Origin of the sequence: Collinsella aerofaciens, from assembly GCF_018785245.1 — a bacterium.
GTDB classification, from domain to species: Bacteria; Actinomycetota; Coriobacteriia; order Coriobacteriales; family Coriobacteriaceae; genus Collinsella; species Collinsella aerofaciens_AD.
On the sequence record NZ_WQPL01000022.1, the window covers coordinates 97,316 to 115,587 of the forward strand.

General features: G+C 60.6%; 14 protein-coding genes. 5 read left to right on the forward strand and 9 right to left on the reverse strand.

The genetic code is table 11. The features are described 5' to 3' along the window. Positions 1 to 4 precede the first annotated feature (4 nt). From GPK39_RS05710 to GPK39_RS05720, 3 genes are all read left to right on the forward strand, one after another. Positions 5 to 667 carry a TetR/AcrR family transcriptional regulator gene (locus GPK39_RS05710; protein ID WP_215674299.1) on the forward strand — a complete coding sequence of 221 codons (663 nt, stop codon included), beginning with the start codon at positions 5 to 7 and terminating at the stop codon, positions 665 to 667. A 63-nt stretch (positions 668 to 730) separates the two neighbouring features. Further along, positions 731 to 1,738, forward strand: coding sequence for a DUF5692 family protein (locus GPK39_RS05715; RefSeq protein WP_118205874.1), 1,008 nt, complete (start codon positions 731 to 733; stop codon positions 1,736 to 1,738). Positions 1,739 to 1,971: 233 nt separating this feature from the next. Further along, positions 1,972 to 3,474, forward strand: coding sequence for a hypothetical protein (locus GPK39_RS05720; protein WP_215674301.1), 1,503 nt, complete (start codon positions 1,972 to 1,974; stop codon positions 3,472 to 3,474). 73 nt (positions 3,475 to 3,547) lie between these two features. On the opposite strand, the gene GPK39_RS05725 is transcribed toward GPK39_RS05720, so the two are convergent. The 4 genes from GPK39_RS05725 to GPK39_RS05740 form a co-directional block, all read right to left on the reverse strand. Next, positions 3,548 to 4,900 (reverse strand): ATP-binding protein, encoded by a 1,353-nt coding sequence (locus GPK39_RS05725; RefSeq protein ID WP_215674303.1) that lies wholly within the window; start codon positions 4,898 to 4,900, stop codon positions 3,548 to 3,550. Between the two features lie 322 nt (positions 4,901 to 5,222). After that, the gene (locus GPK39_RS05730) at positions 5,223 to 5,417 is read right to left on the reverse strand and encodes a hypothetical protein (RefSeq protein WP_252204707.1); all 195 of its coding nucleotides are present in this window, start codon (positions 5,415 to 5,417) and stop codon (positions 5,223 to 5,225) included. Between the two features lie 134 nt (positions 5,418 to 5,551). Continuing rightward, the gene (gene clpB, locus GPK39_RS05735) at positions 5,552 to 8,179 is read right to left on the reverse strand and encodes an ATP-dependent chaperone ClpB (RefSeq protein ID WP_215674307.1); all 2,628 of its coding nucleotides are present in this window, start codon (positions 8,177 to 8,179) and stop codon (positions 5,552 to 5,554) included. A gap of 367 nt (positions 8,180 to 8,546) precedes the next feature. Next, a complete protein-coding gene (locus GPK39_RS05740) occupies positions 8,547 to 9,218 on the reverse strand; it encodes a hypothetical protein (protein ID WP_195919410.1) in 672 nt (223 codons plus the stop codon). A gap of 234 nt (positions 9,219 to 9,452) precedes the next feature. On the opposite strand from GPK39_RS05740, the gene GPK39_RS05745 reads away from it, so the two are divergent. Continuing rightward, entirely contained in the window at positions 9,453 to 10,121 is a 669-nt protein-coding gene (locus GPK39_RS05745; protein WP_195232853.1) for a hypothetical protein, read from the forward strand. A gap of 466 nt (positions 10,122 to 10,587) precedes the next feature. Here GPK39_RS05745 and GPK39_RS05750 read toward each other — a convergent pair whose 3' ends face one another. The 5 genes from GPK39_RS05750 to dnaK form a co-directional block, all read right to left on the reverse strand. Next, on the reverse strand, positions 10,588 to 12,888 hold the full coding sequence (locus tag GPK39_RS05750; protein WP_215674309.1) for a hydratase: 2,301 nt from the start codon (positions 12,886 to 12,888) through the stop codon (positions 10,588 to 10,590). Positions 12,889 to 13,227: 339 nt separating this feature from the next. Next, positions 13,228 to 13,644: a heat shock protein transcriptional repressor HspR gene (locus GPK39_RS05755; RefSeq protein WP_195246722.1), complete on the reverse strand. Its 417-nt coding sequence runs from the start codon at positions 13,642 to 13,644 to the stop codon at positions 13,228 to 13,230. Positions 13,645 to 13,716: 72 nt separating this feature from the next. After that, positions 13,717 to 14,682 carry a DnaJ C-terminal domain-containing protein gene (locus tag GPK39_RS05760; protein WP_215674311.1) on the reverse strand — a complete coding sequence of 322 codons (966 nt, stop codon included), beginning with the start codon at positions 14,680 to 14,682 and terminating at the stop codon, positions 13,717 to 13,719. Positions 14,683 to 14,790: 108 nt separating this feature from the next. Continuing rightward, a complete protein-coding gene (locus GPK39_RS05765; protein ID WP_215674313.1) occupies positions 14,791 to 15,633 on the reverse strand; it encodes a nucleotide exchange factor GrpE in 843 nt (280 codons plus the stop codon). A 2-nt stretch (positions 15,634 to 15,635) separates the two neighbouring features. Continuing rightward, positions 15,636 to 17,528, reverse strand: coding sequence for a molecular chaperone DnaK (dnaK, locus tag GPK39_RS05770; RefSeq protein ID WP_117862657.1), 1,893 nt, complete (start codon positions 17,526 to 17,528; stop codon positions 15,636 to 15,638). Positions 17,529 to 18,005: 477 nt separating this feature from the next. Here dnaK and GPK39_RS05775 point away from each other — a divergent pair, with 477 nt between their 5' ends. Beyond that, positions 18,006 to 18,257: a ferredoxin family protein gene (locus GPK39_RS05775; protein ID WP_158564522.1), complete on the forward strand. Its 252-nt coding sequence runs from the start codon at positions 18,006 to 18,008 to the stop codon at positions 18,255 to 18,257. Positions 18,258 to 18,272: the final 15 nt, after the last annotated feature.

The window sequence follows — 18,272 nt, forward strand, 5'->3', positions numbered from 1 at the left end:
ACGCATGGGCAACAACACAGCAGATACCTCTGCGGTCAATGCCGTCCCCGCATCCGATAGCGCGGCAAAGCGCCTGACGGGCGACGAACGCCGTCGCGAGATCCTCGATGCCGTGCGCACCGTAAGCTCCGAGCTGGGCGTGTCCCACCTATCGGTATCGGCCGTGACCAAGCGAGCCGGCTGCACGCGTTCATTGTTCTACCATTACTTCGCCGACATGGACGCCGCCGTCACCGCCGTCATGGACGAGGCAATTGACGGTTTTATCTCCGAGCTCGAGCAGTGGAATGCCAACCGCATCGTCGGTGATATTGAGGGCGCGCTCGACACCGTCGCCCCGCTCTTTAAGCGCCTGGTCGCCAGCGGCCACGAGCTGCCGAGTACCCTGACCTCGAGCAGCGGCGCGCTCTACGGCGGCTTTCTGCACAACGTGGTTCAGCGCGTGGCTCAGTACATCTGCGACACCACCGTGGTTGATTTTGTCACCCATCACGAGCTGCGCATCGACCATGTCTACGAAACGTTCTACACCCTCATCATGGGTCTTTTGATGTATATCCGCACGCACCCCGATGTGCCCGACGAGACGGTCAAGGAAATCATCGCCTCGACGCTCCACATCGAGGGCTATACCGCCAAGTATCCGGAGCGCAAGCCCCAGAACTGACGACATTTGGCCAAACTGTCCGCGATCAGAAGAGGGGCCGCGGGCGTGTGAAAGGAGAGCAGCATGCTGTTCGATGTTTGGGGTAGCGATACCCTTATCCACTGGGCCGGCTGGGCCATGGTCTTTATTGGCCTGATCGTGCTCAACGAGGTCGGCCGCCGCACCAAGCTCGGCGCGGCCATCATCTTTGGCGTGGCTCCGCTGGCCATGACCATCTACTGCGTCGCCATCGCCGTGGGCGTTTCGCAGGGTGCCGAGTGGGCGCTCACCAACCCCACCCATGTGTACCAGAACAGCTGGTTCCACTACGCCAAGGTATACGCGGCGCTCGCCGGTTGCTGGGGCTTCATTGCCATTAAGTACCAGTGGGGAAAGATCGGCAAGGCGCATTGGTTCCGCGCATGGCCGTTTGTGATCGTCGCCATCAACATCATGATCGCCGTCGTGTCCGACTTCGAGAGCGCCTATCACTTCTTTGTCCTGGGCGAGTCCACCTGGGTCACCTCCGAAGGTGCCACGCAGCTGGCCGGCTGGAACAACGTGTTCAACGGCATCGCCGGTATCATCAACATCTTCTGCATGACCGGTTGGTGGAGCGTCTACGCCTCCGAGGATCAGACCGACATGCTGTGGCCCGATATGACCTGGGTCTACATCATCGCCTACGATATCTGGAACTTCTGCTACACCTACAACTGCCTGCCCACCCACTCCTGGTTCTGCGGCTTTGCGCTGCTGCTGGCGCCCACCGTCGCCGCCTTTATCTGGAACAAGGGCGGCTGGATCCAGAACCGCGCCTTTACGCTGGCCATTTGGTGCATGTTTGCCCAGGTGTTCCCCTACTTCCAGGAGGAGTCCATCTTTGTGACCCACTCCACGCTCGACCCCGGCGCCGCCACCGCGGTCTCGATTGCCGCGCTGGTCGCCAACGTCGCCGCGATCATCTACATCGCCTACCGCGCCAAGAAGCTCGGCCGCAATCCCTACAAGCAGGATGTCTTTGAGGGCACCAGCGATTGGGAGAAGGCCACCGCTCGTCGCGCCAAGGTCGATTACGCGCACGCCGAGTAACGTGCCTGGCGCAGACATCGCTTGAGCGCGAAGCAGCATAGCCGGCTCCGCGCAACTCAACGCATTGCAGAGCCCCCGGAATGTGATTCGTTCGCGTTCCGGGGGCCTTTTGCTGCCGCGAGGATGCGGCCGAACGATGCGCTCAGGTTAAATCAAATCTTATATTTCATACGCGCTTTATATGGCTCCATTTTTGGGTACAGTGTTGAGCCGATATTGAGCTTGGGGGATATATGAAAGATGAGACGATGGGCCAAGAGGATGCGGCCCAAGATGCAGAAGCGTGTGCCGAGGCCCTGGAGAGCCTAGACCAGATCGCACTGGCCGAGATTGCGTTTGACGATTCGAGCGTTGATGTGCGGGATGAGCCGAAAATCGAGGCGGAGCCCGATGATCAGGATGCAAAAGACGATGGCGCCGCGCCCACCGAGGACGAGGCGGGGCACGAGGAATCCGAATGCGAGGCCGACGACCAGCCCGAATCCGACACGAGCGAGGAAACCATCTTGCTCGACAGCTTGCCGGCCGAAGATTCGCTGACCCGCGAGCTTCCCGGCCTGGGCTCCGCGCCTGCCGTGGACGAGACCATCGCCATGGGCGATATTCCCCTACCGTCTGTTCCTTCGGCACGCGAAGCCGAGGTTCGTCATCGTAAGATGCCGCCCAAGCGCCGCAACCTGATGGTTGCCGGCGTTGTGGCCGTCGCGCTCGTCGCCGGCGGCGCAGGCTATGCTGCCTGGAACGGATATCAGCAAGAGCAGGCTGCCGCTGTCGCCGCCAGTGCACACACGATGATGTCGGTGCAGATTGGCGTGCATGCCGCAGGGCTCGACTGCTCAACCGGCTCCAAGATTCCCGTACAGGTGAGCGGGCAGGATTCCGACGGTTCTTCCGTGAGCGAAACGCTCTACGTTGACGAGCATGGTCGCGGCATTAAGCTGCTGCCCGGCGATTACACGCTCTCCATTGCTGGATCCCCCATCGCGGAAGACGGCACCATCTACACTGTCCCGACTACCAAGGCGCAGGTCACCATTAAGAGCGATGGGCAGGATTTGAGTGCCCAGGCCACCTTTAAGCTCAAGGTGCCTTCGGCCGACACGGTAACTGACGACCAGATCGATACCGCCGCCAAGTATGCCGAGGAAGGCGGGGTGAATTCCGCCGCGGTCGCAAAGGTGCTCCAGCAGGCGGCAACCGCGCGACGCGACGCCGCAACCAACGCCGTGAGCTCCCGCAAGGCGCAGGCGGCCCGCGACGCCGATGCTCGACATAAAGCAACGGACCTGTATCAGCTCGATATTCCCGTTGAGTGGTACGGCAAAGTCGCGACTTGGCAAAACGGCAGCACGCTGTGCATCTATCTTGCCGGCGACAGCGATACGCCGATTGTGACGCTCGTCGCGGTGCGCGACGGCGAGACCTTTACCCCCGACGACGGCGATACGGTTTTGGGCACGGTCAGCCTAGGCAACGGCTACACCGTCTATGCGAGCGGTCCTGTCTATCCGTATGTGATCCCGCAAACCATCAACGGGCGCACGCAGAGCCCCGTGTCGACCTACCCCATGGATACGGCGATTGAGCTTGTCGAGCTCACGACCGGCAACCGCTACACCTATAGCCAGATCAAGAACGTGCTGGTCGGCAAAGACGGCAAGGCCGACGCCGCCACCAAGCTCGAATGCGACTACCTCGCCCAGATTCTGATGCCGAGCATCAAAGCCCAAGACTAGCCGGGCGCATCATGGTGCTCCCCAACCGTGATAAAGGGGCCAGGAGGTCCTGGCCCCACAGATCCGTAGATGATTAGGCAAGGAGCCACTTCCATGCGGGAACAACGTGTACCACACCGTGCTCGCATGGAATATCGGCCTGCTCATCCATGGTAACGATTGCCGACTCGCCAAGATCGAACTGGGCCATCGAGGCATCAAGCGCGGCAATTTCGCGCTCGCGCGTTTTCTCACTTGCCATATCCACACTCACCTGAATCAGGCTATAAGCCCGCATGAGAAGTGCGTCCCCAGCCACAAAGTCCACCTCATGGTTTTTGCTCTTCTCTTTGATCAGCAAGCGGCAGACCGATCCGACCCTCACCGCGGGAGTCCTTCTTCTAAGCGCGTTGAACACTGCGGTCTCGAGCCTCTGGCCCTGGTCCAATGCCGATGCGGGAGAGAATGCTCCAAACATCGCAGGATCGACAGCGTAGACCTTAGACGCAGACCGCATGTTATTTGCCAGTGAACGCGTGAACTCCGGCACGGAGAACAGCAGGTAGGCATCCTCATAATACTCAAGTAAGTCGCTGAGCGAATTACGACTGACGGGTATCTGCCTGCTCTTGAACTCGTTGTACACTTTGTTCACCGACAGCTCTCGTCCCGAAGATGCCATACACCGCGTCAGGAACAGAGATGCCAGGCGAGGGTTCTTGACGTCGTAACGTTCAACGACGTCCATGGCGACCGTTCGCGAAGCATATTCCTGTAGCAGCTGAATCGCGTCTGCGGGCGTCTGCTCAAGTGTCGCGATGAATCCCCCTCGTTCAAGATATCCGATCAGATGATGTCGAAGCAGCGCCGCATCGCTTGGGGAAAAGGTCGCATCTGGCTCGAAAACGCTCCCCGTCTTATATCGAACGTATTCCGAAAAACTCAACGGAAAAAGCTCTCGTATAAGAGAACGACCCCTGAACTCGCTCTTAAGTTCTGAGGACAGCATCTTAGAAGAGGATCCCGTCACATAGACGGTCGCTTTCTCCGTATCGACTACACGCCGCAGAAACGCACCCCATTCGGGAATTTCCTGGATCTCGTCAAAGAAAATGTAAGCGCCCTCGGTTCGAGCAGCAGGATGCAGCGCATAGAACGTGTCAAGCACGTCCGCCAGCAGCGATGGCTCATACGGGCGCAAGCGCTCGTCCTCAATATTAAAGTAAAGCATCCGGTCAAGCTCGACGCCCCGGCCCTGAAGCCGCCGCATCTCCTGATACAGGCGATACGTCTTTCCACAACGGCGGGCCCCCACAACCACATTTACGATGTTGTCGCGCTTTGGCTCCTGTGGGTTTCCCAGATCAAGGTCTCGCTCAAAGACCTGCGGAACCCCCTGCTGTTCAAAGTCCTTTATTTTCTGGGCGATCAAGTCGTTGAATGCCATGATTCTCCAATCTTGCTCTCTAGCTAATCAAAATTATACTGATTCTTGATTAATTAGAGAGCAAGATTGTGTGTAGCTTGATTAACACTTAAGCAAGTTTTTCACTATTATTGCTCCGAAGGATATCGAGTGGCTAAGAGGACAACCGAGCTCGAATGCGACTCCCCGAGCAGTCAATTTGGGACGGGGCTTTTATGACTACCCTCCCCCTGTAGAAAAATCCCCAACGCAGTTGCGGTGAAATAGGGACTGTTTTTGCTGGTCAAACCACAAAACAGTCCCTATTTCACCGCAACTTATTGGAAACTTTTTGGGATGGCACTCAGCGCCACGGGTCGGCTTCGAACATCGGCTCGCGCTCGGGGCGGCGATCGCTGTAGGGATCGTAGCCGTCGTCGTCCTCGTTCTCGGCACGGATGTAGGGGTCGCGCGGCTTGGGCGCCGGCTTAGGCGCAGGCTTGGGTGCGGCGGGTGCGGCATCGGTCGCCGGCGCGCTTGTCTTGTTCTTGTCTATCATCTGCATATCTCCTTGCCATGCAATCGTGCTCGACATCATCGATTGTCGCACGAAAAAGGGCGGCGGACCCAATTGGATCCGCCGCCCTTGGCGTTTAGAAACGGCTGGCAGATTTTAAGGCATGTCCCAAAAATCTACTCGGCATCGGGGACCTCGTAGGTGGCCGCCGGCGTGTTATCGCACACGACGGTAAAGCCGCCGTCCTTATCGACATCGACCGTCACCTGATCGCCCTCGCGCACCGTGCCGTCGATGATGGCGGCGGCGATAGCGTCCACGACCTCGCGCTGGACCAGACGCTTGAGCGGACGGGCGCCAAAGACCGGGTCCAGGCCGCCCACGGCGAGCATCTGCTTGGCCGCCGGGGTGATGGCAAGCGTCATGCGCTCCTTGGCCAGACGCGCGCGGACGTCGGCAAGCTGGATGTCGACGATCTTCTCGATCTGCGCCATGCCGAGCGGATGGAACACCACGATGTCGTCGATACGGTTGAGGAACTCGGGGCGGAAGGTCTGAGCCATGGCAGCGTCGACCTGATGGCGCATCTCCTCCTCGTCCTTACCGGACAGATCGGCGATGGCTTTGGAGCCCACGTTGGACGTCATGATGATAATCGTGTTCTTGAAGGACACCTGGCGACCCTGGCCATCGGTCAGACGGCCGTCGTCGAGCACCTGCAACAGCACGTTAAAGACATCCGGATGGGCCTTCTCCATCTCGTCGAGCAAGATCACGGAGTAGGGACGACGGCGCACGGCCTCGGTGAGCTGGCCGCCCTCGTCGTAACCCACGTATCCCGGGGGCGCACCGATCAGACGCTGGACGCTGAACTTCTCCATGTACTCGGACATATCGATACGCACGAGCGCGCGCTCGTCGTCGAACAGGCACTCGGCAAGCGCCTTGGCGAGCTCGGTCTTGCCCACGCCAGTGGGGCCCAGGAAGAAGAAGCTGCCGATGGGCTTGTCCGGATCGGAGAGGCCCGCACGGCTGCGACGCACAGCCGCGGCGACGGCGGAGACGGCCTCGTCCTGACCGATGACGCGCTTATGCAGCTCGCCCTCCAGGCCCTTCAGCTTGTCGAGCTCGCCCTGCATCATCTTGGACACGGGCACGCCGGTCCAGGCACTCACGACCTCGGCGATCTCGTCGGAGGTCACCTGCTCGTTGAGGCCCTCGCCGTCCTGCTGCTTTTGTGCCTCGAGCGCAGCCTCGGAATCCTGAATCTGCTGCTGCAGGCCCGGAATCACGGAGAAGCGCAGCTCGGACGCACGGCCCAGGTCGCCGTTGCGCGTTGCACGCTCCTCTTCGCTCTTGGCCTCGTCAAGCTGGCCCTTAAGCTCCTGCACGTGGTCGATGGCGTTCTTTTGGTTGAGCCAGCCGGCCTTTTGCACGTTGAGCTTTTCCTGGACCTCGGCGATCTCCTGACGTAGGGCCTCCAGACGCTCCTTGGAGGCGTCATCGGTCTCCTTCATGAGTGCCTGCTCCTCGATCTGCAGCTGGGTGAGCTGACGCGTGGTGGCGTCGATCTCGACCGGCATGCTGTCGAGCTCCATGCGCAGGCGGCTTGCGGCCTCATCGACCAGGTCGATGGCCTTGTCGGGCAGGAAACGGTCGGCGATGTAGCGATCGGAGAGGTCGGCAGCCGCCACGAGCGCGCTATCGGTGATATGCACGCCGTGGAAGATCTCGTACTTCTCCTTGAGGCCACGCAGGATCGAGATGGTGTCCTCGACGGTAGGCTCGCTCACCATAACGGTCTGGAAACGACGCGCGAGCGCCGCGTCCTTCTCGATGTACTTGCGGTACTCGTCAAGCGTGGTCGCGCCGATCGCGTGCAGGTCGCCACGGGCGAGTGCGGGCTTCAGGATGTTGCCGGCGTCCATGGAGCCCTCGGTGGCACCCGCGCCCACGATGGTGTGGAGCTCATCGATGAACAGGATGACCTTGCCCTCGGACTTCTGTACCTCCTTGAGCACGGCCTTCAAGCGGTCCTCGAACTCACCACGGTACTTGGCACCGGCGACCAGCGCGCTCATGTCGAGCTCGATGAGGTCGCGATCGCGCAGCGTGCTCGGCACGTCGCCGGCCACGATACGCTGGGCGATGCCCTCGACGATGGCCGTCTTGCCGACGCCCGGCTCACCGATGAGCACGGGGTTGTTCTTGGTGCGACGGGACAGGACCTGGATGGTACGACGAATCTCGTCGGTACGGCCGATGACCGGGTCGAGCTTGCCGGCGCGGGCAAGGTCGCAGATATTGCGGCCGTACTGTTCCAGTGCCTCAAACTGGGTCTTGTCCTCGGCAGACGTCACGCGGTCATCGCCACGCAGCTCCTCGTAGACCTGCTCGATGCGCTCCTTGGTCACGCCGGCATCGCGCAGCACACGGCCCGCCTCGCCCTTGTCCTCGGCAAGTGCCATCAGCAGATGCTCGGTCACCACAAAGCTGTCGCCCATCTTGGTGGCCTTCTTCTCGGCCTTTTCGATGACACGGACGAGCTCGTTAGACAGACCCATCTGCTGACCCTCGCCCGAAACCTTGGGCGCGTGGTCGATGGCATCCTGTGTGGAGCGTGCGAGCTGAGCCGGGTCGGCACCGATGCGCTCTATGATCACGGAGATATTGCGCTCGCCGGCACCGAGCAGGGCGGACAGCAGGTGAATCGGCTCTACCGCGCCGGCCTGCGCGTCGGCAGCCGTGCTCATGGCGGTCTGCAGCGCCTCGCGCGACGTCATTGCTAGCTTATCGATTCTCATGGAATCACCTCTCTTGGGGCGGCCGCCCTACGGGGCGGCTTCACGTTGTTCGAGAAGTATTGTTGCCAGCTTTGCGCGATCTTATACACAAATCTAAGTCTCTATATATAAGATTTTCTGAGTGATTGAAAGATAGGAAGCAGGTGCGCTCACCCGCTACGGCCTCGTCCCCTTACTATCTCAATCTGTAACATCTAGTCAGCAAATAGAGCTCTATCTGTTACAAATCGAGACGAACAGAAAACACCCGGATCAAAAATCTAAATCTGTAACACCAGGCCCACTTTTAGCGGCCAAGATGTTACAGATCGAGACAGACCGAAAACCACCACAAAGAGGGCAGGCACCTTTGTGGTGGTCGCGGTCTCTACTCCTTCGCCGAACCCGTACTTCCCGATTCGACGGTCCAGGGCATCTCATCCTCGAACAGCCATGTACGGGCAGACCCACTATCGCGTGCAGTCTGCGGGTCAGGCAAGCAGGTCTGTTTATAGGCATCTTGGATACACTGACCCATAAAATCGTTGAGCTCGGTCTGGTCGCCCTCCATGACATAGGCGACATCGCCGTCCATGATGTAGATGCCCGGACCCTCATTGCCCTCGTAGCCCGGATCGTACGAGACATCACATAACTTTGCGCCGTTTGCAGTGTCCAGCTCGATGGAAGAGTGGCATCCGCCAACCATGTCGTTCGCTTTTGCCCGATAGGACGCATATCCGTACCAACGCTTAAATGTTTTGCCCTTGAGTAGCTCAGACGCCCTATCGATCAGGCTTGTATCCGTGGTATAGCGCATGGCCCCAAGCTGAATACGCGGATAATTGCTAATACCCAGCACAGCCGGCTGCTCATCAAAATCAACGGTAATGGTCTCGGGCTTGTCGTCGCCGGTCAGAAGTTCGACAGATTGAGTCACAGGCTTGACCACCGGCTCCGTCACCGCAGCAGGTAGAAATGCCATACCGACAGCGCCCGCGCCAACCACAGCGATCGCAAACGCCAAGACAATCAATCCAATACGGGCAGAACGGCTCACGGCAAAACACCCCACAATGCAAACCTTCGCCACCTGCACTAATGATACTGCCAGCTAACACTATTACCAAAAGAAGCCGCGTGCTCCTCACCACCACAAGGGGGACAGGCACCTTTGTGGTGGTTTTCGACGCTAACGGTCGACCATCTCGCGCCATGAGATTAAACTTGAATTGTTCTCTGAACATATCCATTTCTGCCTATCCTCAACAGATCTTTGTCTCGAGGAGCGCATATGAAGCCGTCTCATTCCACCGGTCGCAACGTCATCGCCATTCTCGCCATACCCATCGTGATGCTCTTCCTTATCGTCATCACGCCCTTTTCTTTTGGTATCGCCTCGCCCTTCGATCTTTGCGGGATGATCGACGCCGGCTCGCGTGCCACCTCGCTCTCCTTTGTCTGCCGTGGCGTGTTCTACGAATATGCAATTCCCACCGGAAGTTGGCAGTCCAAGTTACCGTTGCTCGGCAAGGTCGACGGATGCTCCCCCTATTTCTGCCTTGAACCTCAGGCGCTAAACTATCTGATCGACGACCAGCCACTCGACTCCATCACCCTCGCCTACGACTACGCACCAAACACCGATGAGCGCCACATGAACCAAGTCCTCGACAAGCTGCTTGGACAGTGCGGGCTCACCGCGGAAGCCGGTCGAACCATCTATAGCAACCGGAAATTAAAGCGAACAGAACTCCGCCGTGTCGGAAAAATCAAAGGGCGAAACGGGGCCGCCTACTGGGATGCCTGGGCAACACGCGACAAGGGCGAATTCGGACACAGCACCTATATGGTCACCGTCTACACCAAAGACGGAATTAAGGACAATGTTGACGATTTCGCGTCATCCAAACTCGGCATCCCCAAAACAACCAAACCCGCCAGCCCGGATGAAATTCTGTAGAACCGACCATTAAATTGCCGCTTAACGAGCACGGCAGCATCGAGCTCGCCCCCACCACCACGAATGGGACAGGCCCCTTTGTGGTGGTTTTCGACCCTGGCGCTCAACTGTCTCGATCTGTAACAACTAGCTGCCGTTTTGGACCTCAGATGTTACAGATCGAGACGAAATGTTCAGCAGTTCCCGTTTATCTAAATCTGTAGCAACTACTCGGCAAATAAGGGTCTACCCGTTACAGAACGAGACAAACCGCGGACCACCACAAAGATGCCTGTCCCCTTTGTGGTGGTTTTCGACAAAAAGAAGCCGCCCCATTAACAGAGGCGGCGTCAAGCAAGTCTATTTATTAGCGTCCCTCAAGACCCAACGAGAACGTCGCGGTAGCCCCGGCCACACCTTTCCCTCGGGCGACCCTCGCGAAGCGCGTGAGCACGAGGGAAAGGTGTGGCCGGGGCGTACAGCAGAGTTACTCGGCAGCGGCCTTGAACTTGTTGTAGTTGATCAGGCAGCCGGCCTTGACGATGGCACGCTCCTCTGCCGTCATATCGGCAATGTAGAGCTCAATCTGCTCAACCGCACCGTCGGCACGCACCACGTAGGCAGCGATGTTCTTCAGGTCGCCATCGAGCGCGGCACGGATACCCGGCACAAAGACGTAGTCGCCCACCTCAAAGTTGGGCTCCGCCTCCATCTGGAAGGGCACCATGCCCCAGTTCATCACGTTGGAGCGATAGCGCTTGGTGGCGTACTCGTGGACGATGTTGGCCAGGCCGCCAATCACGCGCTGGCAGCTCGCGGCCTGCTCGCGGGCGGAACCGTCGCCGGGCTTCTTGGCATAGAGCATAGAGCCGTACTCGGTCGCCTTGGCATCGGCCGTGACACCCGCGCCGGCCAGTGCCTCAAACACGCTGGCAAGCTCAGCATCGAGTGCCGCCAGGTCGCCCGCGGCTTCACCGGCAACGCGGCGCTTCTCCACGACGTCGACCTCCTTGGAGCGACCCACGTAGGCAGGGTCGCGGCGGCTGAGCGTAAACTCGGCCAGGCCCAGCGGGTTGGAGCGGAAAGAGCTCGTCTCGCCCGAAGGAATAAGCTCGTCGGTCGTGGTGACCGGGTCCATGATCTTGGAGCACACCTTGAGCAGGATATCGTCGCTGAGAGGTTCCATCGCGGGCCACGGCTTGATGTTGGGGCCTTCGACCAGCTCGTCGGCAGGCTCGGCCTTGCCAAAGCCCCAGTACACGCGCTTTTTGTACGGCGCGTCGTCAAAGGTGTACTCGCAGGCCTCGTCCCAAGTCTCCTCGGGCAGGTCGGTCGCCGGCGTCAGGACGCCGCCGTTGGCAGCCGTCGCCGCAATGGAACGGGCGTCCATCAGGGCCACGGCGCTCAGCTGGCCATTACCCGGCTTGGAGCCCTCGCGGTTGGGGAAGTTGCGCGTAGTGTGGCGGATGGACAGGCCGTTGTTGGCAGGCGTGTCGCCGGCGCCAAAGCACGGGCCGCAGAATGCCGTGCGCACGATCGCGCCGGCCTCCATAAGGTCGTAGATGTAGCCGCGGCGTGTAAGCTCGAGCGCCACGGGTTGGCTTGTGGGATAGACCGACAGCGAGAACTCGCCGCAGCCGGTGTTGGCGCCCTTGAGCACGCGGGCAGCCTGGACCACGGAGTCGTAGTTGCCGCCCGAGCAGCCGGCGATAACGCCCTGCTGCACGTGCAGCTTTCCGTCGACGATCTTGTCGAGCAGGCTAAAGTGCGTCTTGCCCTCGCCGATCTTGGCGGCCTCGAGCTCCACCTCATGCAGGATGTCCTCGAGATTCTCGTTGAGTTCGTCGATCTCAAAGCCGTTGGAAGGATGGAACGGCAGCGCGATCATGGGCTTGATGCTCGACAGATCGACCTCGACGCAGCCGTCGTAGTAGGCAACATCGGCGGGCTTGAGTTCGCGGTAGTCGTCGCCGCGGCCGTGCATGGTCAAAAACGCGTGCGCGTCCTCGTCGGTGGCCCAGATGCTCGACAGGCAGGTGGTCTCGGTGGTCATGACGTCGATGCCGTTGCGGTAGTCGGTCGTCATGCTCGCGATGCCGGGGCCCACAAACTCCATGACCTTGTTCTTAACGTAGCCCTTGGCAAAGACGGCTCGGATGATGGCGAGCGCCACATCGTGCGGGCCGACGCCGGGACGCGGGGCGCCCGTGAGGTAGATGGCGACGACGCCGGGATAGGCGACGTCGTAGGTGTCACGCAGCAGCTGCTTTGCCAGCTCGCCGCCGCCCTCGCCCACGGCCATGGTGCCCAGGGCGCCGTAGCGGGTGTGCGAGTCGGAGCCCAAAATCATCTTGCCGCAGCCGGCGAAGTTCTCGCGCATAAAGGAATGGATGACCGCGATATGGGGCGGAACGAAGATGCCGCCGTACTTTTTGGCAGCCGAGAGACCGAAGACGTGGTCGTCCTCGTTGATAGTGCCGCCCACGGCGCACAGCGAGTTGTGGCAGTTGGTGAGCACGTAGGGCAGTGGGAACTGCTCCATGCCCGAGGCGCGCGCCGTCTGGATGATGCCGACAAAGGTGATGTCGTGGCTCGCCATGGCATCGAAACGAATCTTGAGCGCCTCGGGATCTCCAGACGTATTGTGTGCCTGGAAGATCGAATACGCGATGGTGCCGCGCTTGGCGTCCTCAGGCGTCTGCGTAATGCCGCGCTCGGCAGCCTCGGCCGCAGGCACGACCTCGCTGCCGCCGCGCAGGTAGATGCCGTCCTCGTACAGCTTAACCATACTGTCTCCCACTCTGCCCGAAAGGCTCGGGCGCATAGCATACATTCGTTCAATATCGTGCCATAGAACGGTTGCGAGTGGGTTACGAATCTGCACGTTCACTTTATCTCGGTAAAGCATAGAACGAGCCCGGTGTAGTGACATCAGACTTGGTGCAAGGAGTGTCCCAAAGTGCCGGCACAAAAGGAACGTCCCCAAGTGCCGGCACAAAAGGAACGTCCCCAAGCGCCAGCCAAAAATGGGAGTGGATAATCCCCCGTTTCTAGCCCTCAAGCGGACCAAAAGTGGGAGATTATCCACTCTCATATTGTTAGGATTTGCGTCGTAGAGCCGCCGTAACTAAAGATCGGTTCCCGCGCCTAGCAGCTTGCGCATGACTTGCTCGGGGTTGACTGAGCCGTCGCGCGGGGCCAGGGCGGTGATCTTCTTCTGCATCTTGTACTCGTGCAGCTCGTCCTCGAGCTGGCGCACGCGGGCGCGGAGCTTCTCGTTCTCGCGATCGCGCTCCTCGGCACGCTCCTTCATATCGAGGATGCGCACCACGCCGGCGAGGTTGATGCCCTCGTCGGTCAGTTGGTTGATGAGCTCCAGACGCTCAATATCGGCACGCGAATACAGACGCGTGTTACCGCCCGAGCGCTGAGGATTCACCAGACCCTTGGACTCGTAGACGCGCAGAGTCTGCGGATGCATGCCGGTCAGCTCGGCCGCCACGCTGATCATGTACAGCGGTTTGTTCCTATTGTCCTCGGCCATGCTACCTGACCCCTTTCCGTCTCGTTATCGTCCATCATAAGCCCGCGGGCGCGGGCGTGCGCCACGACCGCCCTAGAACGTCGCCTTGTAACGGTTGACCTTCTCGCGATAATCGCGCGTGTCGGCCTCGCGCAGCTTGGTCATGGCATCGCGCTCATCGTCGGACAGGTTCGAGGGAACCTGCACCTTGATCTCGACGAGCAGCGCACCCGTGCGGCCACGGTGCTTAACGTCGGGCGCCCCCATTTCCTTAAAGCGGAACTTCTTGCCCGTCTGGGTGCCAGCGGGCACCTTCAGACGAACCGTCGCGCCGCCGGGCGTGGGCACATCAACCGTGCAGCCGAGCGCCGCCTCGTAGACCGAGATCGGCACCTCCATGGTCACATCGGCACCCTTGCGCTTAAACAGCGGGTGCTCCTCCACATGCGTGGTCACGACCAGGTCGCCGCGCTCGCCTCCGGCAACGCCGTACTCGCCGCGACGTTTGTAACGCAGCTTGCCTCCGTCGACCGCGCCCGCAGGCACCGAGACCGTAATGGTCTGCTGCTCGCCCGTCGAGGGAATGCGGTAGGTAACCTTGTGCGTCACGCCGCGAAACGCGTCCTCGGCCGTCACATCGACGGTCAGCGACAGGTCGCCGCCCTTGCGTGCGCGGTTGCGGCCCGCGCCCGCACCGGCAGCACCCGCGGCACCGGCAAAGCCCGAGCCCCAGTCGCTGCCCCAGGCGCCGTTGCCGCTGAAGATGCTCTCGAAGATGTCGCCCCAGCCGCTCGCGCCCGCGCCGGCACCGTAGCCGCCGCCATACGCGCCGCCCGCGCCCGGCATGCCGCCAAACATGAGCATCTGGTCGTACTCTTTGCGCTTCTTCTCGTCCGAAAGCGTCTCGTAGGCCTCGCTGATCTCCTTAAACTTGGCCTCGTCGCCGCCGGCATCGGGGTGATATTTTTGCGCGAGCTTGCGAAACGCGCTCTTGATCTCTTTGTCGGAGGCGCTCTTGGATACGCCCAGGATGTCATAGAAGGTTTTGCCTGCAGCCATCGTAGCTCCTCTCCTGTTACGTCCGCCGTCCATGCGGGCGGCGGCCCATGCTTTCATATGGCACTAGGTCAGAAAGGGCCCCGGGTGTTGCCCCGGGGCCCTTCTCAATTACTCCTCGGTGCTCTCGGCCGTATCGGCCGTAGCATCCTCGGGCGCCGCTTCGGGCTCCGGTGCGGGGCGCTTCTCGCCACCGTAGGTCACCGTCACCATCGCGGAACGCAGGATGCGATCCGCCATGCGGTAGCCCTTCTGGTACACATCGTTGACGGTCTCGTCGTACTGCGATGCGTCCTCGACGCGACCCACAGCCTGGTGCTCGAGCGGATCGAACGCCTCGCCCTTGGGGTCGATGGGCTCAACGCCCTCGTGCGCAAACACATCGAGCAGCTTGGCATGCACCGCGTCGACACCGTCGACGAACTGCTTAAAGTCGTCGGCAAGCTCCTGGCTGCGGGCATGGTCGATCGCACGCTCGATATCGTCGACCACCGGCAGCAGCGCGGTGACGAGCTTCTCGGTCGCGCGCTCGCGCTCGGCGATACGCTCATTGGCGGTGCGGCGACGGAAGTTCTCCCAGTCGGCCTGCAGACGGGCGGTGCGCTCGGTGGCGTCCTTCGCCTTGTCCTCGGCGGCCTTCTGGGCCTCTGCCGCAGCATCGAGCTCGTTGCGCACGTCGGCAAGCTCTTTCTGAGCCTGCTCGAACTTGAGCTTAAAGTCGTTGTCGGCGGCTTCCTCACCGGCGCGGATAGCAGCTTCCACCATCTCGTCCTCGGTCATCGTCGCCTCCTTGTTGGAATCCTCTACCTGGTTCTCGACAGCCTCGGCGGCCGCGGCCTCGTTGGCCTCGGTATCGTCGACGGCCTCTACGGGAATCTTCACGTCCTTCTCCTCAGAGTCAACGGGGGCGGCGCCAGCGGCGGCCGCCTCCGTGCGAGCTTTACGGGCGGACATGATTATTTGTCCTCGTCGTCCACAACCTCGTAGTCGGCGTCGACAACGTCATCGTCGGCAGGCTGGGCACCAGCGGCACCGTCGGTCTGCTGCTGAGCGTCGGCGTAGACAACCTGGGCCAGCTCGTAGGCCACGGACTGCAGGGACTCGCCGGCGGCCTTGATAGCCTCGACGTCAGAGCCCTCGAGCGCCTTCTTGGCGTCGGCGATAGCGGTCTCGGCCTTGGACTTCACGTCGGCGGAAACCTTGTCGCCCAGCTCGTTGAGGGTCTGCTCGGTGGAGTAGCACAGGCTGTCGGTCTGGTTGCGGACCTCGACCTCTTCCTTCTGCTTCTTGTCCTCCTCGGCATGAGCCTCGGCGTCCTTGACCATACGATCGACTTCGTCGTCGGAAAGCGCGGTGGAGCCGGAGATAGTGATCTGCTGCTCCTTGCCGGTGCCCTTGTCCTTAGCGGAGACCTTGACGATGCCGTTGGCGTCGATGTCGAAGGTAACCTCGATCTGCGGCACGCCGCGGCGGGCAGCCGGGATGCCGGTCAGCTGGAACTTACCGAGCGACTTGTTGTCGCGAGCAAGCTCGCGCTCGCCCTGGAGCACGTTGATCTCGACGCTGGTCTGGTTGTCGGCAGCGGTGGAGTAGACCTCGGTCTTGGAGGTCGGGATCGTGGTGTTGCGGTCGATCATCTTGGTCATGATGCCGCCCATGGTCTCGACGCCCAGCGACAGCGGGGTAACGTCGAGCAGCAGGATGCCCTCGACGTCGCCGGTGAGCACGCCGCCCTGGACGGCAGCACCGTCGGCAACGACCTCGTCGGGGTTCACGGACATGTTGGGCTGCTTGCCGGTCATGGTCTTGACGAGCTCCTGGACGGCGGGCATACGGGTGGAGCCGCCGACGAGGATGACCTCGGTCAGATCGGAGAGCTTAAGCTTGGCGTCGCGCAGGGCGTTGGTGACAGGCTGCTTGCAGCGCTCGAGCAGGTCGCGGGTGATCTTCTCGAACTCGGCGCGGGTCAACGTGTAGTTGAGGTGCAGCGGGCCGGACTGGTTCATGGTGATGAACGGCAGGTTGATGGTGGTCTGCTGGGCGGCGGAGAGCTCCTTCTTGGCGTTCTCGGCGGCCTCCTTCAGACGCTGCAGGGCCATGGGGTCCTGACGCAGGTCGACACCGTTCTCCTGCTGGAACTTATCGGCCATCCAGTCGATGACGCGCTGATCCCAGTCGTCGCCGCCCAGGTGGTTATCGCCCGAGGTGGACAGAACCTCAAACACGCCGTCGGCGAGGTCGAGGATGGAGACGTCGAAGGTGCCGCCGCCCAGGTCGAAGACCAGGATGCGCTGGTCGGTGCCCTGCTTGTCCAGGCCATAGGCAAGAGCAGCAGCGGTCGGCTCGTTGACGATACGCTTGACGTTGAGGCCAGCGATCTTACCGGCGTCCTTGGTGGCCTGACGCTGGGCGTCGTTGAAGTAGGCCGGGACGGTGATGACGGCGTCGGTAACGGTCTCGCCCAGATACTTCTCGGCGTCAGCCTTCATCTTCGCGAGCGTCATGGCGCTCACCTGCTCGGCGGTGTAATCCTTGCCCTCGATGTCGACGACGGCACGGCCGCCCTGGCCCTCCTTGACCTCATACGGCACGGTCTTGATCTCGGAGGTGCACTCGGAGTACTTGCGGCCCATGAAGCGCTTGATGGAGAACACGGTGTTCTTGGGGTTGGTGACAGCCTGGTTCTTAGCGGCCTTACCCACGACGCGGTCGCCGTCGGCACGGAAGCCCACGACGGACGGGGTGGTGCGGTCGCCCTCGGCGTTCACGATAATGGTCGGAGAACCGCCCTCGAGAACGGCCATAGCGGAGTTAGTAGTACCAAGGTCGATACCAAGAATCTTGCCCATTAGAAATTCCCTCTCTCTTGTGCGTTTGCACCGACTCGGCGGTCTGCCGAGCAGTGTTTCGGCTTGTCTTTCAGGATGTAGTGTATCCCCTTATGGGCCGGAATATACAAAATCTAAGTCAATTCATATAAGATTTCTTATTGCCGAGAGTTTAGGTTCGCAAATACGCAGGTAGACGCACTGTTTGAGTTCTCGGCAAATCTATCGAGATCTATGTAGAGATGGCTGAGGTTTGGGCCGGAGCCACACGGAGTGGTCTTGGGGCTACCCCGAGGAAGGCGTGACCCGTTTTGAGCGTCGATTCCGGGACACGCTTTCCAAAAGCTCGCTCAATCGCTCAATATTACGAGTCACCTTTAGCTAACATTTGCGCAGCTCAACGGCTTCACCTGCATGTTTTTTAGTAAGCCGCGACATACTCGGCGAACGGTATGAAGATGCCGGTCAGAGGGTATTGCAAACGGTCGCTCCCGTGGTATGTTTTTGCCCGAATCAAACCGGCGCGCATCGCCTGTAGCGTCGGTCAACAGAGAGGAAACTACCATGGCTCATCCCGTAATTGATGCCGACGAGTGCATCGCTTGTGGCGTTTGCGTCGACTCCTGCCCCGCTGGCGTTCTGGAGCTCCAGGACGTCGCTACCGTCGCTGACGAGGACTCCTGCGTCGCCTGTGGCGCTTGCCAGGACGCTTGCCCCGCTGGCGCGATCACCGAGATCGTCGAGGAGTAACAACTCCCCCCCCCC

What these genes read in the sequence shown, in the direction of transcription:
- GPK39_RS05720 (WP_215674301.1), top strand. Translation starts at nt 1,972, where the DNA reads ATGAAAGATGAGACGATGGGCCAAGAGGATGCGGCCCAAGATGCAGAA.
- GPK39_RS05730 (WP_252204707.1), bottom strand. Translation starts at nt 5,417, where the DNA reads ATGATAGACAAGAACAAGACAAGCGCGCCGGCGACCGATGCCGCACCC.
- GPK39_RS05775 (WP_158564522.1), top strand. Translation starts at nt 18,006, where the DNA reads ATGTTTTTGCCCGAATCAAACCGGCGCGCATCGCCTGTAGCGTCGGTC.
- GPK39_RS05765 (WP_215674313.1), bottom strand. Translation starts at nt 15,633, where the DNA reads ATGTCCGCCCGTAAAGCTCGCACGGAGGCGGCCGCCGCTGGCGCCGCC.
- GPK39_RS05725 (WP_215674303.1), bottom strand. Translation starts at nt 4,900, where the DNA reads ATGGCATTCAACGACTTGATCGCCCAGAAAATAAAGGACTTTGAACAG.
- GPK39_RS05715 (WP_118205874.1), top strand. Translation starts at nt 731, where the DNA reads ATGCTGTTCGATGTTTGGGGTAGCGATACCCTTATCCACTGGGCCGGC.
- dnaK (WP_117862657.1), bottom strand. Translation starts at nt 17,528, where the DNA reads ATGGGCAAGATTCTTGGTATCGACCTTGGTACTACTAACTCCGCTATG.
- GPK39_RS05760 (WP_215674311.1), bottom strand. Translation starts at nt 14,682, where the DNA reads ATGGCTGCAGGCAAAACCTTCTATGACATCCTGGGCGTATCCAAGAGC.
- GPK39_RS05745 (WP_195232853.1), top strand. Translation starts at nt 9,453, where the DNA reads ATGAAGCCGTCTCATTCCACCGGTCGCAACGTCATCGCCATTCTCGCC.
- clpB (WP_215674307.1), bottom strand. Translation starts at nt 8,179, where the DNA reads ATGAGAATCGATAAGCTAGCAATGACGTCGCGCGAGGCGCTGCAGACC.
- GPK39_RS05755 (WP_195246722.1), bottom strand. Translation starts at nt 13,644, where the DNA reads ATGGCCGAGGACAATAGGAACAAACCGCTGTACATGATCAGCGTGGCG.
- GPK39_RS05710 (WP_215674299.1), top strand. Translation starts at nt 5, where the DNA reads ATGGGCAACAACACAGCAGATACCTCTGCGGTCAATGCCGTCCCCGCA.
- GPK39_RS05750 (WP_215674309.1), bottom strand. Translation starts at nt 12,888, where the DNA reads ATGGTTAAGCTGTACGAGGACGGCATCTACCTGCGCGGCGGCAGCGAG.